Annotated in this window: 13 protein-coding genes and 1 pseudogene; 6 read left to right on the forward strand and 8 right to left on the reverse strand. The window is 59.3% G+C overall.

The genetic code is table 11. The annotated features are described in order from the left end of the window. Positions 1-7: 7 nt before the first annotated feature. The 3 genes from panS to ACUN0E_RS25180 form a co-directional block, all read right to left on the reverse strand. Positions 8-967 (reverse strand): ketopantoate/pantoate/pantothenate transporter PanS, encoded by a 960-nt coding sequence (gene panS / locus ACUN0E_RS25170; protein WP_445568291.1) that lies wholly within the window; start codon positions 965-967, stop codon positions 8-10. A gap of 281 nt (positions 968-1,248) precedes the next feature. After that, a complete protein-coding gene (locus tag ACUN0E_RS25175; protein WP_445568292.1) occupies positions 1,249-2,661 on the reverse strand; it encodes an MATE family efflux transporter in 1,413 nt (470 codons plus the stop codon). Between the two features lie 315 nt (positions 2,662-2,976). Further along, complete coding sequence (locus ACUN0E_RS25180) at positions 2,977-3,195, reverse strand: RNA-binding S4 domain-containing protein (RefSeq protein WP_011489423.1); 219 nt, start codon at positions 3,193-3,195, stop codon at positions 2,977-2,979. A gap of 295 nt (positions 3,196-3,490) precedes the next feature. On the opposite strand from ACUN0E_RS25180, the gene ACUN0E_RS25185 reads away from it, so the two are divergent. From ACUN0E_RS25185 to ACUN0E_RS25195, 3 genes are all read left to right on the forward strand, one after another. Next, positions 3,491-3,937, forward strand: coding sequence for a hypothetical protein (locus ACUN0E_RS25185; protein ID WP_445568293.1), 447 nt, complete (start codon positions 3,491-3,493; stop codon positions 3,935-3,937). Between the two features lie 197 nt (positions 3,938-4,134). Beyond that, positions 4,135-4,398 carry a hypothetical protein gene (locus tag ACUN0E_RS25190; protein ID WP_445568294.1) on the forward strand — a complete coding sequence of 88 codons (264 nt, stop codon included), beginning with the start codon at positions 4,135-4,137 and terminating at the stop codon, positions 4,396-4,398. A gap of 264 nt (positions 4,399-4,662) precedes the next feature. Beyond that, complete coding sequence (locus ACUN0E_RS25195) at positions 4,663-6,864, forward strand: ATP-dependent helicase (protein ID WP_445568295.1); 2,202 nt, start codon at positions 4,663-4,665, stop codon at positions 6,862-6,864. Between the two features lie 110 nt (positions 6,865-6,974). Here the strand turns inward: ACUN0E_RS25195 and ACUN0E_RS25200 are convergent, their stop codons facing one another. The 5 genes and pseudogenes from ACUN0E_RS25200 to ACUN0E_RS25220 all read right to left on the reverse strand — a co-directional run bounded on the left by ACUN0E_RS25200 (position 6,975) and on the right by ACUN0E_RS25220 (position 10,848). Next, entirely contained in the window at positions 6,975-7,754 is a 780-nt protein-coding gene (locus tag ACUN0E_RS25200; RefSeq protein ID WP_408222262.1) for a DUF4088 family protein, read from the reverse strand. A 364-nt stretch (positions 7,755-8,118) separates the two neighbouring features. Further along, on the reverse strand, positions 8,119-8,442 hold the full coding sequence (locus tag ACUN0E_RS25205; RefSeq protein WP_445568296.1) for an AzlD domain-containing protein: 324 nt from the start codon (positions 8,440-8,442) through the stop codon (positions 8,119-8,121). Between the two features lie 80 nt (positions 8,443-8,522). Beyond that, a pseudogene (locus ACUN0E_RS25210) lies at positions 8,523-9,278 on the reverse strand (AzlC family ABC transporter permease); the annotation flags it as partial. A 234-nt stretch (positions 9,279-9,512) separates the two neighbouring features. Then, on the reverse strand, positions 9,513-10,340 hold the full coding sequence (locus ACUN0E_RS25215; RefSeq protein WP_445568297.1) for an AraC family transcriptional regulator: 828 nt from the start codon (positions 10,338-10,340) through the stop codon (positions 9,513-9,515). Positions 10,341-10,467: 127 nt separating this feature from the next. Further along, complete coding sequence (locus tag ACUN0E_RS25220) at positions 10,468-10,848, reverse strand: CreA family protein (protein WP_445568298.1); 381 nt, start codon at positions 10,846-10,848, stop codon at positions 10,468-10,470. 23 nt (positions 10,849-10,871) lie between these two features. On the opposite strand from ACUN0E_RS25220, the gene ACUN0E_RS25225 reads away from it, so the two are divergent. Genes ACUN0E_RS25225 through ACUN0E_RS25235 form a run of 3 tightly spaced genes read left to right on the forward strand, consistent with a single transcriptional unit; the run spans position 10,872 to position 16,074 of the window. Next, entirely contained in the window at positions 10,872-12,323 is a 1,452-nt protein-coding gene (locus ACUN0E_RS25225; protein ID WP_445568299.1) for a site-specific integrase, read from the forward strand. Further along, positions 12,320-14,185 (forward strand): hypothetical protein, encoded by a 1,866-nt coding sequence (locus ACUN0E_RS25230; RefSeq protein WP_445568300.1) that lies wholly within the window; start codon positions 12,320-12,322, stop codon positions 14,183-14,185. Before ACUN0E_RS25225 ends, ACUN0E_RS25230 begins: the two co-directional genes overlap by 4 nt. Next, complete coding sequence (locus ACUN0E_RS25235; RefSeq protein ID WP_445568301.1) at positions 14,182-16,074, forward strand: hypothetical protein; 1,893 nt, start codon at positions 14,182-14,184, stop codon at positions 16,072-16,074. Before ACUN0E_RS25230 ends, ACUN0E_RS25235 begins: the two co-directional genes overlap by 4 nt. Position 16,075 lies beyond the last annotated feature (1 nt).

Raw genomic sequence — 16,075 nt, forward strand, 5'->3', positions numbered from 1 at the left:
ATGATGATTATCCGCGTTCGGCGTTCAATACGCGCTCGCCATCCGGATGCGTGGACCCTTTCGCGGGACGTCCTGCCCAATAACCCGCGAGCAGCGAGCCGGACAGGTTATGCCACACCGAAAACAACGCGCCTGGCAACGCTGCAATCGGCGTGAAATACAGTTTGCCGAGCGTCGCTGCGAGGCCGGAGTTTTGCATGCCCACTTCGATAGCGAGCGTGCGGCAGACAGCTTCGTCGAAGCCGAGCAGACGACCGCCCCAGTAGCCGCCGAGCAGACCGATGCCGTTGTGCAGCACCACACCCAGCATCACCACGAGACCCACCGACGCGATGCTCTTCTGCGTGCCGCCCACCACCGCGCCGATGATCAGCAGAATCGCAACCATCGAGATCAGCGGCAAAATCGGCTCGACCTTGCGGACCGTCTTGTTGAACAAATGGTTGACGACCAGGCCGACCACGATCGGCAACGCGACGATTTGCAGGATGCTCATCAGCATGCCGTGCACGTCGACAACGATGGATGCGTCCACGTAAAGGCGCGTGAGCAGCGGTGTCGCGAACACGCCGACCAGCGTCGACAACGCGCTGATCGTCACTGACAGCGCTACGTCACCGCGCGCCAGATAGATCATGACGTTCGACGCCGTGCCGCTTGCCACGCTACCCACCAGCACCATGCCGGCCGTCAGATCCGGCGGCATGCGCAGCGCCTTGGCGATTGCCCACGCTGCCAGCGGCATCACGAGGTAATGCAGCACGATGCCGGCGATCACCGGCGCGGGTCGCGTGAAGACGCGCTGGAAATCGGCCGCCGATAGCGTGACGCCCATCGCCAGCATGATGATCGTCAGGAGGGTGGTGACGTGGGGCGCAATACCGGCGAACGAAACGGGCGAGAAGTACGCGGCAATCGAAACGAGCACGGCCCAGAGCGGAAATAAACGGGTGACGCGGGCAAGCATGACGGGTGGTCCTTGTTTATGTTTTATGGCGAGAATTGAAGGTCGGTCGAGCGGCATGGCGCGGTGAGCGATGCATACCCGGGGCGCCGCTCGCGAGGAGCGGCAGGCCCTGGCGGCGGGTGTTGGGCCGTGGGGCGGCGCGGGCCTTTGTGAGGTGCGCGAATCGGCTCACGCGGGTGCGCGCGATTTTTGCCAAAGCACACATTTTACCGTTCACGGCGCGTTTACCGGGGAACGTTGGTTGCGCGTGCAACCAACCAGTCATCTGTGCTTTGCCTGGCTCATGCCGACGGGGCAGGCGGCGCGCCGGGCGTGACCGGCACGCGCCGCAAGCTTAGTTTGTGAAAGCGCAGCGTCATCAACAGCGCGACGCTCGCGAGGCCGGCGGCGAGCCCCCACCACAAGCCGCGCGCGCCCAGTCCGAAATGAAATGCCAGCACATAACCGGTCGGAAAGCCGATGACCCAGTATCCGAAGGTTGCGGCAATCATCGGCACGCGCGTGTCTTTCAGGCCGCGCAGGCAGCCTGACGCTACCGTCTGCATGCCGTCGACGATCTGGAAGAGTGCGGCCACGCCGAGCAGCGAACTCGCCAACGTAACCGTGGCTGCGTTGACCGGGTCGTCGAGATGCAGGTACAGGCCGACGATCCAGTGCGGCGCCGCGATCAGCACGATGCCCGACAGCGTCATGAAGCCGACGCCGAGCGCCAGCGCGACGAAGCCCGCGTGGCGCGCGGCGAGCGGCTGGCCGGCGCCGGACCAGTAGCCGACTCGCACATTGGCCGCCTGGCCGATCGCGAGCGGCACCATGAAGGCCACCGAGGCGACGTTCAACGCGATCTGATGCGCGGCCAGTTGTGATTCGCCGAGCAGGCCGACCATCAGGCCGGTGGCGAGGAACAGGGTCGATTCGACGCCGTAGGTGATCGCGACCGGCCAGCCGATGCCGAACAACTCGCCCATCAACGGCACATTCGGCCGTGTCGCGACGACGAAATGTCTATAGCGTGGCCGCAGATGCAACAAGGCCATCAGGACGAGCGCGCTCAGCCAGACCGTGATCGAGGTGGCCGTCGCCGAACCGAGAAAGCCTAAGCGAGGCAGTCCGTATACGCCGTGAATCAGCCCGTAGTTGAGAAAACCGTTGACGAACACGCTAACGAGCGACACCCACAGGAGCCGCTTGGCCGCGCCGATGGCCGGCAGGAACGAGCGCATCAGGCCGACGCCGATCAGACTGCCGAGCGAGCCCCAGCGCAGCACTGCCGCGTATTCACCGACGTTGTGCGCAAGCAGCGCGGGTTCGCCGAAAGCCAGCAGGACCGGCGTGGCGAACGACAGCAGGAAGAACGCCGGCACCGACAGCAGCACCGACAACACGAAGCCGGTCCAGTAGATATGCGGCACCCGGCCTTCGTCCTGCGCGCCGCGCGCATGCGACACGCTCACGCTCACGGAGGTGAGCACGCCTTGCAGCAACGTGACCACAACGAAGAACAGGTTGGCGCCGAGGCCGCCGGCGGCGAGCGCGTCAGGGCCGAGCGAGCCGAGCAGGATCGTATCGGTGACGCCCATCGCCATTTGCGAAAGTTGCGCGATGGCGAGCGGCGCGGCGAGCCGGGCGGTGTCGGCGGCGTGGCGGGAAAGGGTCGGCGGCCGGGCGGCCACCCGGGTGAAGCCGGATTGAGTCATGGAGCGCTTGAAAGCGGAAGGGGTGACAGCGTGGCGGCGGGCGCAAGCCGGACGACTCGCGAGGCTTTCGCGCGGCCGGTGGTGGAATGCGGGGCGCGCCGGAAGCGTAGGGCGGCTGTCAGCCGATTGTTTGTCTGTCGAAACTGACAGCTTATTGCTTAGGCGCGGCGATGTCGATGGAGGAGGCACGATTTTGGTGCGTGCGGTCCTCCGAGTTTCCGGACTCAAAGTCTCGGATTACGAACCGTTGGCAGCCTGTCTTCGGCTCAATGTCTTTGGCCGCGAGTTTCCCGCGAATCGGGGTGAGGCCGCGCCTCAAGCCTCGTGCACCGCGATTCGCGTGTCGCCGAGCAACACAACCTGGCCCGCGCGAATTTTGCAGGTTTTACGCGTTTCGACCCGGCCGTCGACGGTCACTGCGCCGTCCGCGACCATCATTTTCGCCGAGCCGCCGCTGTCTGCCAGCCCCGTTATCTTCAGGAGATTGTGCAGTTCGACGTAGTCGCCGGTCAGTGTGAAATCGAGGTTGGGCATGGCGTTTGCACCTTGAAGCAAAGGGTTCGCATCATAAGCCAGAAGCTTGCCCCGAATGAAAGTCCCCGTGGCGCCGGGCTGCGATCAGGCGATTGCAAGCAGATGTTATGCAGTTGTCAGAAAGTGAAACGTTCCGTAACACTGGTCGTATATCACGAACTTCACTCGTAAAGTGCAGCTCTGTAGGAAAGCCTGCTGGATTTTTCGGCGGCGAATAGACCGGACGAGAGACGCATGACGCACGCCGCGCCGGATATGACGTCCGTGTCACAACAACTCTAGAGAGGATTTAGCCATGACCCAGATTCGTACACTCCTGATCGGTACCGCCCTGACTGCTTTTGCCGCTACCGCTGCTGTCGCGCAGACCGCGCAACCGGCCGCGGGTATGAACGGCCAGGCACAGGTCCAGACCCAAGGCGCCGATGTTGCGCCGGCCGCACAGGGTGTGCAGCCGGTGACGCCGGCACCGACGCGTCTGACGGCATCGGGCTCGACCGATCCGCTGGTCCAGAAACGCGACGCCAACGCGCAGGCTAATGCCGAATACAAGGCGTCTAAGAAGGCGTCCAAGGCGGAGTTGGCGCAACAGAAAAAGGCTGCCAAGTCGCAGTACAAGGAGCAGGTGCGTGATGCCAGGATCAACCAGAAGGCTGACAAGCAAACTGCTAACAACGAAATGAAGATGAACATGCAAGGCCAGGCAGCCGACCAGGACAACGGTGCCGACGTCAAGCACTAAGCCTGAGTTCTAACGCGCCGGGCGTGACGGTGGCGTTGGCCGCAGTCACGCCCCCCGCTAACCGGGTGTCGTGCAAAGGCGCAGCACCTGGCGCGGCCGGCTCCAGCCGGTCCGCTTTAATCAACTTTACTGCGGAGTGGACCAGGCGTCGTGCAGACTGCCTGATTTGTCCGCATGCCGTTGTACGGAGGTATCGCATGACCATCACCATGTCTATGAAGAACCGGATTTACGCCGCGCTCATTGCCGGTTGCCTGTCGTCGGTTGCATTCGCGCAGGCGAGCGACCCGGCCGCCGCGCCGGTGACTCACGCTGACAAGAAGGCGGCCAAGGAACAGTCGAAGGCTGACAAGAAGGCGTCGGTGGCGCAAGCCAAGGCCGACAAGAAGAAAACGGATGCCCAGGCCGATGCCGACAAGGCGAACGCCGACGCCAGTCTGAAGGACGCAAAGAAGCAGTAAAAAGGCGTCAATTAAAGCAGGGCGTCGCAGGCGCCTTGCTATGCCTCGTCGAAGAAAGTGGCCCGGTACGCGTGTGCGCCCGGGTCATTTTTTTGCGCTCGCTTTACGCCGCTGCTGTGGCGGTGCCCGATTGCCACGCCAGAAGGAAGGGCGCCTGACAGTGCCGCTCGACGCGCTCCACAAAGTGCGGCGCCGATGATTCTGCGGGGCCGTGGCGCCGGCAGTGGAAAGACGAAAAAAGGGTCGCTTGTCTCCGATACTTGTATGGATATACAGTATGCGTCGCCGCGTCAACTCCACCTCAGGCCCGAATCCACTGTGCTCTCCGTCGCTGAATCTCCGCCGCCGTCCGATTCCGGTACCGATAGCGCCGCCTGGCTGGCAAATCTCAACGACGCCCAGCGCGAAGCCGTCGAATACGGCGCCGACAATCCCAACGCGCCGTCGGGCGCGCTGCTGGTGATAGCGGGGGCCGGTTCCGGCAAGACCAACACGCTGGCGCACCGGGTTGCCAATCTGGTGGTGAAGGGCGCCGATCCGTGCCGCATCCTGCTGCTGACCTTTTCCCGCCGCGCCGCGCTCGAAATGACCCGCCGCGCCGCGCGCATCGCCGGTGCGGCGCTCGGGTCGCGGGCCGCGCTGGCGCAGGGGCTGACGTGGTCGGGCACCTTTCATAGTGTCGGCGCACGGCTGTTGCGCGAATACGCGGACCTGATCGGCCTCGCGCCCACCTTCACGATCAATGACCGTGAGGATTCCGCCGATCTGATGAATCTCGTGCGCCACGAGCTAGGCCTGTCGGCGAAAGAGCGGCGCTTTCCGGCCAAGAGCACCTGCTTTGCGATTTACTCTCGCGTGGTGAACACTGGTGCGTCGCTCGCCGATGTGCTCAACAGCGCGTTCCCCTGGTGCCGCGAGTGGAAAGCCGATCTGCGCATGCTGTTCGCCGCGTACGTCGAAGCCAAGCAGAAGCAGAGCGTGCTCGACTACGACGACCTGCTGCTCTACTGGTCGCACATGGCCGCCGAGCAGGCGATCGCGGCCGATCTGTCGGCGCGCTTCGATCACGTCATGGTCGACGAGTATCAGGACACCAACCGCTTGCAGGCGTCGATCCTGCTTGCGCTGAAACCCGATGGCCGTGGCCTGACCGTGGTCGGCGACGACGCCCAGTCGATCTATTCGTTTCGTGGCGCGACCGTGCGCAACATTCTCGACTTTCCGGCGCACTTCAACCCGCCGGCCAAACAGGTCACGCTCGAGCGCAATTACCGCTCCACCGGGTCGATTCTGGCGGCGTCGAATGCGGTAATCGAGCTTGCGAGTGAGCGCTACACGAAGAATCTGTGGACCGACAAGGCTTCGGCGCAACGCCCGCGCCTGGTGACGGTCGCCGATGAAGCGGATCAGGCGCGCTACATCGTCGAACAGGTGCTGGAGGCACGCGAGCAGGGCATGACGCTCAAGTCGCAGGCGGTGTTGTTTCGCGCCGCCCACCACAGCGCCGCGCTCGAGATTGAACTGACCCGGCGCAACATTCCGTTCGTGAAGTTCGGCGGCCTGAAGTTCCTCGACTCGGTGCACGTCAAGGATGTGCTCGCCGTGCTGCGCTGGGCGGAGAATCCTCGCGACCGTGTCGCTGGTTTTCGCGTCGTGCAGTTGCTGCCGGGCGTCGGTCCCGCCACCGCCGCGAAGGTGCTGGACGAGGTCGTGGCGCGGGCCGCCAGCAATCTGTCCGATATCACGCATAGCGCCGGGGGCGCGCTGGCCGCCTTTGTGCCGCCCGCTCGCGCGCAGGAAGACTGGCATCCGTTCGTCAAGCTGATGTCGAGCGTGTACGGGCGCCAGACGCCGTGGCCGGCCGAGTTCGAAATGGTGCGGCGCTGGTACGAGCCGCATCTCGAGCGCAATCATGAGGACGCGGCGATCCGTCATGCAGACGTGCTGCAGATGGAAAGCATCGCGGGCACCTATGCGTCGCGCGAACGCTTCCTCACCGAACTGACGCTCGATCCGCCCGACGCCACCAGCGACGAGTCGGGCGTGCCCCTGATCGACGAGGACTACCTGATCCTGTCCACGATTCATTCGGCGAAAGGGCAGGAGTGGCGCAATGTGTTCGTGCTGAATGGCGTCGACGGTTGCATTCCGTCCGACCTCGGCACCGGCAGCGAGGAGGAAATCGATGAGGAGCGGCGCCTGTTATACGTGGCGATGACACGCGCCAAGGAAGACTTGCATATCGTCGTGCCGCAGCGTTTTTACGTGCACAACCAGACCCATATGGGCGACCGTCACGTGTGGGCGTCGCGTACGCGGTTCATTCCGGCGCATCTGATGCCCTTGTTCGACGCCTACGCCTGGCCGCGCGTGCCGGTGCCGATCGCCCCGACTGCGGCGGGACTGGCCGCGGCGGCGCAGGCGAAGATAGAGATTGGGGCCAGGCTCAGGAAGATGTGGGATTGAAGCGGTGATGCGGGGTGGGGCGCGATCCAGCTCCCTTTGTGACCTCTTCTTCTGCGCTTCGATGACTATTGCGGCCACCCGCGGTTGCGGCTAGCCGCTGCCGACTGGTTTTAGCGCGACCGCCGTTGTTGTTGCTGTGATTGCTGTTGCGGTGCCGGACGCGGCGGCACAAAGAAATTGCGCAACCATGCGGCGCAACGTGAGAACACGTCATAGGGTTCTTCGATGAAAATCTCCGGCTTCAGCAAGCGCAGGTACTCCATGATCTGCTGCGCTTCCTGCTTCTGGAACGAGCCGTGCGAAATACCCAGGCGCAACAGGCCACGTAGTTCGCCGAGCTTTTCGCGCGCGGTGCTGCCCACGCCTGTTTCGCATGCCACTTTGGCTTCGTAGACGCGCTGGCGCAGTGATTCCACCAGCCGCCAGGCCGGTGTCTGCATGGTTTCTTCGAGCGCCTGAATGTCCTGCACCGCGCTCTTGATCTGCGCCGCGAGCGGATCGACTAGTACCGCATCGCCTTCCGCTTCCTTGACGATGGTCGCCGCCCAGTCGTGGCACTGCTTGGAGAGCTCTTCCGGCGTCCATTCCGAGCGGGCCGCAAAGCCGAAACCGAATTCTCCCGCCTGCCGCATCAGAATCGCGACGACGTCCGGGAATTCCTTGTCCAGCGTGCGTTTCGCCCACGCGTACTGGCCACCTTGCAACATCCGCCGAACCGCGTGTTCAGTCAGCGGCACCATACTGTCGAGCAGCTTGGCGCGCAGAAAATCCTCAAACGACGGCGTCGCGAACTGCGGATCGAGCTTCAGCGAAACCCGCAGAAAAGCGTCGAAGTCCTTGCGCAGCGTCGCAATGGTTTCGTCTTTGAGTGTGAGGGTGATTTGACCCATCTGTTATCCCGTTGGTCCTGCCGCGCGCCCTCGTCTGTCATCCGGACGCACCCGGACCCTGTGCGACGCAAGGCCAAATGCCGGCGCGGTTGATGCCTGTCTGTTGCCGCGTAGTCAGCGGGACGTATCCCGATTCGCGGACCTCGACTTCATATCGGCGGAATTAAGGGAAACTTAAGGGGCGGTGACCGATTGACGACCGGTTTAGAGGCCCGCTTCGGCGCCGCCCGGTTGAGCGCGACGCGCAAGCAACATGCTCGGCGCCGCTTGTGCGAGGCGGCGCCAGTGCGCAGGGCGTCGCGACACCGGCGTGACGGCCGCCAGAAATGCGGCCACCCCGCTGGGCGGATACCGGTCGTTTCGCTTATTTGAGCACGACGCCTTGCCATACAAAAAAGACCGTCAGGCCGACCGCGATGGTCAGAAGCGGCCGCCGTGTCAGTGTGCTGACCGCGATGGCCGCCAGCGCCCCGACCAGTTGCGGATTGCGCCAGGTCAATTCGGCACTGGTGCCGTGCGGCGATACCGCCATCGGCACGATGATCGCGGTCAGTACAGTGACGGGTACGAAGCCGAGCGCGGTGCGCACGAGCGGCGGAAACACCAGCCGGTCGCCGAGCACGAAGACGGCGGCGCGGATCACCCAGGTAATGACAGCCATGCCGAGGATCAGAACGACATAGTTCATCGTGACGCTTCCACAGTTTCCTGCACGGCGTCCTGCGAGACTTTCCGCGAGGCTTCCCTCGGGGGCTCCTGCGAGGTTGCGCGCGGCGTTTCGCGATTCCCCCGCGTACCTCGCCCAAATCGCGGAACCGACAGCAATACACCAATGGCGACGCCCGCAAACACGGCGCCGAGCAGGCCGAGCTTGTACGGCCACGCCTGCCAGAAGAAGGCCAGTGTGCCTGCGGTGACGGCCGCCGCGATATAGCGCAGCGCGACAAGCTGCGGGACGACGATCGCAATAAAGGTGGCGACCATCGCGAAATCAAGCCCGAGCGACTGCAGGCCCGGAAAGGCCGCGCCAAACAGCAGGCCCGCGACGGTCCAGATCTGCCAGTTCAGATACATGGCCAGACCTGCGCCGAAGAAATAATGCGGGCCGACCGTGCCGGGTTCTCGATGCCGGTAGTGTTCCCACGCTACCGCGAAGACTTCGTCGGTGAGCAGTGCGCCGAGCGCCCAGCGCCAACGTGCCGACAGATGCGCGACGTGTGGCGCGAGCGTTGCGCTGTACAGCACGTGACGCAGGTTGACGACGAGCGTGGTCGCCCAGATCACCGCAAAACTCGCGTGGCCGGCGATCAGGCCGAGCGCAATGAATTGTGCGGAACCGGCGAACACGACGAGCGACATCAGTTGCCCGTGCCATAGATGCAGCGGGCCGGATGCAACCAGGGTGCCGAAGATCACGCCGAAGGGCGCCGCGCCGACCATCATCGGGATGATGTCACGCGCACCAGCGGTCAATTCTTTTAAGTGGCCTGGGCTTGCGGGCTGGCCGGGGTTGGAATGGGTCAATCTTGCCTCCTTGATTCGGGAAGCATAGCGAGTGGCGGTGGGCGGGGCTTGTACGTTCTTGCGGTGGGTCGCGCGGACGGGGGGCGGGTAGACGCAGGTTGAGCAAACCTGGTTATAGCGCGCAAATAGGGTAGGCGGCTTCTGGGTGGCCTGGCTGCGCAGTCGATCGCGCGTCACTGGCGCAGAGGGTGAATAGTCGGCGGCAAGCGCTCTGCGGCGGTTGTGAGCGTTGCCTCAGCTGCCTTGCCAGCGTCCCGGCGGCACGCCGAACATGCGCCGGAAATGACGCGTGAAATGACTTTGGTCCGTGAAACCGCTGGCTGCGGCGACATCCGTCACGGAGACACCCGCACGCAACGGTGCAAGCGAGCGTTGCAGACGCACCTGGTTGCGCCACGCGTGCGGCGGCAGGCCGGTGGCCTGATTGAAAAGGCGGGCGGCGTGAAAGGGCGACAGGCCCGCTGCCCGGGCGACTTCGGCCAGCGTGACAGCTTCGGCGAGGTCGCCCGTCAAGCGCTCCTGCATTGTCGCGACGCGGGCGTCGTCGGCGGCGAGGCGCGACGCTTCCGGCTGCGTTTGCGAGTAGCGGACCAGCAAGGTGGACAGCGCGTCGAGCATCGCGGCCTCTGCGGCGAGCGGATCGTCGCCGGCCTCCAGCAGACAGTGCGCGCGCGCCAGTCGCCGCGCCAGATCGGGGTCGCGGATCACGCCGGGCGCGAAGCACGGCAACGCTTGCGGCTTGCCGGCGATCTCGCTGGCAAGCTCGTGGATGAACGCCACGGGCGCGTACATCACACGATACCGCCAGCCTGCTTCGACGGCCTTGGACCCCGTGTGCAACTCGCCTGGGTTGATGATCGGCACACTGCCTGCCTCGGCGACATAGTCCGCGCCGCGATACCGATAACCCTCAGCGCCCGCGACGATCACCGGAATCGTGTACGCGTCATGCCAATGCGGCGTGAACTCGTGATCGTGGTATTCGGCCGTGAGCAGGTCCGCGCCGGGCAAAAGCGGCGTGCGCCAGTAGCGGGCGGAATCCTGGAAGCGATGGGCGGGCATGGTTGAAGTCTGGCGTTTCGGCGGTCCGGCGAGGCGTGACCGGTCAGTGTAGCGCGCCGCGGCGGCTGCCGCTGCCGTTACTCATGGCCGGTGCTTCTTGCGCAGCGCGTTTGCCATCGAACGGCGATCACTTGACCGGAATCGTCGTGCCGGCCGGCATCGGCACGGCGCTCACGCTGTTTTTCGCGCTGCCGCTGACGACCCTGTCGCTGTATGTCATGTAGACCAGCGTGTTGCGCTTCGCGTCGACTACTCGCACCACATGCAGCGATTTGAAGATAAGCGACATGCTCACGGAGAACACGTCGGCCTGCTGTTTCACTGGCCCCGTGAAATGAATCGCGCCGACCTGACGGCAGGCAATCGACGCTTCGGTCGGATCTTCGGCGATGCCGAGCGTGCCCTTGACGCCGCCGGTGCGCGCCCGCGACACGTAGCAGGTCACGCCTTGGACACGAGCATCTTTTCTTCGATTGACAAAATTTGCGTCTTTTATTAAAATGGACACGCCTTAACAACCACATTTGAAAAATGGGCGAAGCCCGACGCATCACTCTGCCAAGCTTGAGCCTCTCTCTTGCCACGGAAACACCGGAGCGAGGTTCTGAACAGGTCACAGTCAATGGCAAGACGGAGACTGTTACGTATTATCGAAATCCTGTTCGACTTCCCGGCGAGAAGCGGAGGGATGGAGGCCCGAATTGGTCTCTCGGGATTTATCCAAGGTTTCCCATTGTTCTTAATTCGGACGGGAGTCCTTGGGCAGAAGCTAATGTTTATCTAATCGAGCAAGCTGAACTGTCGACAGAACCGAATACGCTGTCGCTCGGAACAAAAGCGGAGGACCTAGCCGCTTTCCGAAGATTTTGCGAAGAAGACGACCTTGATTGGCTATCGTTCGGTCCTCGAAAATTCAATCGACCGACCTATCTGTACTCGGCCGAATTAAAGCATCTTATCCGGAAGAAAAAAATCGCCGTTTCAATGGCGAAGCGACGGATGGCCACGGTCATCAGATTCTATAATTGGCTCATCGCCAGCAAAGTGCTTGTTGCTGAAAACCCGCCTTGGGTCGAGAGTGGGGTCGCCGTTGTGTTTAAGGACGATTTCGGCGCCGACCGTTCAAAAACGGTAACCACGACAGACGTGTCTATTAAGGTACCTAAAGCCAAGGACCCGTGGGAAGAGCTCATCGACGACGGGGGGAAACTTCGTCCTTTGCCCATGACGGAACAGAGAGCAATTCTTGAGTCGTTGACGGATTTAGGCAATACGGAGATAACTCTCATACATCTACTCGCGCTGCTTACTGGCGGACGGGAACAGACAGTTCTTACATTTCGGGTAAAACACGTAAAGACGCCCCCGCACGAAATCAACGGTAACGAAGTTCGTATTCTCTGCGGCCCCGGGACCGGAATTGATACTAAGAAGAATAAGGCGGGGACGTTGCACGTTCCTATGTATCTATATGAACGCCTGCACGTGTACGTTAACAGCCCTCGGGCTCAGGCTCGACGTATTAAGAATGGTCTCGATGACGACGAGCAGTACCTATTTCTGACTCAGCACGGGCTGCCTTTTTATGAATCTATCGAGGATAGGCACAAGCTTAGGTTGAAGGGCTTGCAGAAACGAGGAACAAAACTCGGCCAATCGCTTCGGGGTTACATTCGTCGACAGGTCATTCCTCTAGTCAGGAAGAAGTTGAATCGGCCACGCTATTCCTATCGCTTTCATGATTTGCGAGCCAGTTTCGGCATGAATTTCGTCGACTTCAATTCCGCCCGTATCAAAGCAGGCGGTGAAGGAAGAAATTTCCTCATGAAACAACTTGCCGGGCTGATGTGGCATTCCAGCGTCGACACGACAAATAAATATCTCGACTATCGTCAAATTTTGCAAATGGCGGAGGCCGCAGATAGCGGCTGGAGCGAATATTTACAAAAACTGGCAGAAGGCACTGTCGGAGGCCGGGTATGAAGCCAGGTAAGCTAATCATTGTAGAAGTGCCATTTTCTACCGACCTTGAAGTATCTAATCCAGAACGATTGGCGATGAAGTTTGAGGGTTCCGAGAGTCTCGGGCATATTTGGACTTTCGCCTATTTGAGGCGGGAAAAGAGAATCGGCAAGCCAGCTGATTGGCCAATAGACGAGGCAAGCTTCTTTCCACCTCGGGTGGCAGTAATTGCCAACCTAGCAAAGGTTCTAAGCCAAATTATGCGCGGTAAAGGTTGTAGCGCGATTAGCTTGTTCCACCAATATAGGACCTTGGTCAGTTTCATGGACTGGCTTGACGAGAGGAACAGAGGGGCTCTGGTATGGATTGAGCGCGACGTCAGTGAAGCAGCAGTTTTAGATTTCTGTCGCGAGCTGACTGTCGACGTCGCAAACGAAAAAATTTCCAGCAAAACAGCATCACTGAATCAGGCGAATTTGTTGGAAATCGCGCGGGAATATTACGACGATAGAATTTGTAGAACTTTCAGGCCAATTCGCCAGCAGAGGGGGACACCCACGCGTGCCCCGGATGAAGGCGCATTAAAATCGTTTAGAGCCTGTATGAGTGAAGTTTTCGATATCGCTAGTAAAACTGTCGTCTATTTTGAACCGTTTCCCGTGCGTTTTGCCATTTTTGATGGAGAAGAATCGAGGCAAATTTGGCATTTTCCTAATGGGAAAAGTGCTAGCACATTGTCCGGAGTCCGAGGCGGAGCTGCGTGGAACGCAAATACTGGTTCGCTTAGGACAGTCGAGGAGATTAAAAGTATATACGCGCCTAGCAGCAAAAATCCAAGTAGCGCAGCTCATAAAGCGCTTCGCGATGCTGAACGAATTCTAAATGAATCGAACACTAAGAAACATCACGCGGAGCGACTTAGCTTGGCGTCGTTTGGCTGTCTGGCGTTTGCAGCGCTGTTTGCACTCGAAACAGGTCTTAATCAGTCAGTCCTACAAGGACTCGACTTTTCTGAAACCTTGCGAGAAGACTTAAAAAATGGGGCGGTCACTCGGAAAAGTTTCCGAGCCATGAAATTTCGTGCGGGTGGGAAAGAAATCACCGCGTCGATATCTCTCAGATTCCTTCCCTATCTACAGCGATATTTCGACTTGCGCGATTATGTTATGCAAGAAAAGGGGTGCGCTAGTCTTTTTGTGTTTGTCGATTCGAACGGCGAGGGCGCACCGCTTCCAAACGGTTGGTTCAAAACGTTTCTTAAGCGAAGAGTGAAGCGCCTTGGGATTGTTCTGCCTAAAATGGGTCTGCGAAAAATACGTGCAGCCAAGCAAGATTATCTAATTCGACACGCCACCCCCGAGGTTGCCGCTGCCATTATGGGGCATTCGTTGCAAACAGCCCTGAGTTCGTATTCAAACGGCTCGGAGGCCAACCACGCGCTTGAGATGGGCCAGTATCTCGTCAGTTTGGAGGAAACGATTGTTCGTGCCTCTCAGGGTCTAGGCGATGCTCTGGAAAGCGGTGTCGGCAAATGTACAGATTATCTAAATCCCGTTCCCATCGCGACAGATACTCCTATAGTGCCGAAGTGCGACTCTAGTGAGGGTTGCCTATTTTGTGGGAAGTACCGAATACACGCTGATGAAATTGACGTTAGAAAGATAGTAAGTTGCCGGTACAGTCTGAACGTAACGTTTGGTACGAACGGAGGCGAAGACGTCATTATTAGGACTTTGCAGAGAATTGAAACATTGCTCGGGGAGCTTCGAGAAATAAACGCTGAGCTTGTCGAGCGAGTAACGCGCGAAGTAGACGAGGACGAAGCTTTAGACCCATTTTGGGCCGCAAAACTTGAACAACTAGCCGTTTTAGGTCTTCTATGAATATCTCCGCCCTTATAGTTCCAACCACGACACTAGAGGTTTCTCCGTCGTTTTGGCACCCCGATGCCGATACGCCGATAATGGCTGCCGAGGAATCCGTGAGGAGTCTGTTTGGCCACGGTGTGTGGAATTTATCGGCGCTGAGAGGTAACTCGAACTGGACGAAAACGGTGGATTTCTCCACGGTCACAAAACTCGGTGTCGCAGACCGTACTTCTTTGCTTCAATTAAAAACCCTTCTTTATCTCATGCTACATAAAGAGGGGGAAGAGCTGCCGGCAGAAAACACATTTAGAGGAAAATACTACGCAGCGAGAGCTTTTGCCATTGAGGCATCCACGGCCGGGCTCACCCTTTATGAGGCGATAAATGACGTTGAATTCGGGTTGATGTTCATCAAGAAAAAGCCTAGTTCAGCGGTCGAGTTTTATGGGATGTTGGCCAGTTTCGTTCATATTCCTGAAAAACTCGACGTCAGTATTCCTCTCAAGGCGCTGCACTCTACGATAGTTAAGGCAGATAGGCATCTCCGAGATACGGAGAAGCAAACGCCCGTTATCCCATCACGCATTTATTCTGGCATTCTCAGTGCATTGGCTGCGGAATTAGATATCGTCGAGTCTATCTTAGACGATTTAATAGCGTTTATAAAAACAGTCCACACGGGTGCCGGACAGATTGCACCTGAGGCAAGCGAGCGATTAAAAGTTTATGCGAGGCATTGCGGTCTATGGGAGGACTTAACGACGCCCACCCAACTGGCAGGAGCAATATCCAATGTGTACGCTGTGTGCGGCGCAAATATTCACGCTTATACCGGGATGCGCAGGTCAGAAGTAGAATTTTTACCCTTCAACTCGTTGTCGGTGTTTCGCCATGGCGGAAAGGACCATCACTGTGTTGTTGGTTTTACGACCAAGTTCAATAAAGGGAAGCGGAAAAGAGCGCAATGGATTACCAACGCGACAGGTGCGCGCGCCGTTCGCTGCGCGATGCGGCTTGCAAGAGAGTTACATTCAATCAATGGGAACGCAGACTCTCTTGATGAGAACGGCCTTGAGTTGTTGCTTTTTCCACGTCATGGATTCGGTAGTTACGGCGAATATAGCGCTCTTCAAAGTCAAGCTGCACCAAATCAGAAGAATAAGTTATTCGAAAGAATCTCGCCGTTAATCCAAGCGGCTGACATCGAGGAATTGGCGAAAATAGACGTGGACCGGAATTGGGATGGAGAGGAGGATTTCCGAGTTGGTCAGCGGTGGCCTCTTACTACACATCAGTTCCGACGGAGCCTAGCGATTTATGCTCATCGGTCAGGGCTCGTTACATTGCCAACCTTGAAGGCGCAGTTGCAACATCTGACGCAAGAAATGTCGATGTATTATTCAAAAGGCTCAATCTTCGCTAAGTCGATACTTTCCTCGAAATCGCACTTCGGCAACGAGTGGAACGCGGGGAAATCGCTGTCGGAATATTTGGGATATGCATTGAATGTCCTTATGAGTGACGAGCGTCTGTTTGGTGGCGCTGCCGCTTGGGCGAACAGCACGGCGGTTAAATTTTCCCCTGTATCGGTGTATTCGAGAGGCCACGCCATAAAAATGTTCGAGAAGGGCGAGATAGCTTACAGAGAGACAGTCTTGGGCGGTTGCACCAGCACAGAGTCATGTGATAGTCCGCCCATAAATCCGATTCCGTTGGAATGCCTTGAGAAAAATTGCCGTAACTTGGTTGCCAGCCCCCGAAAAATCAAAAAGGTTCTTGAATCTCAAGAAATCATCGTAGAGCGACTTCGAGAGCAAAGTCCGTTATCGGTCGAGCATCGAATTGAAACGAAGGGGTTGGAGATTCTACGCAACGTGCTGAACAAGATTGATGAGCGGGGTTAGC

Source organism: Paraburkholderia sp. D1E, from assembly GCF_052682275.1.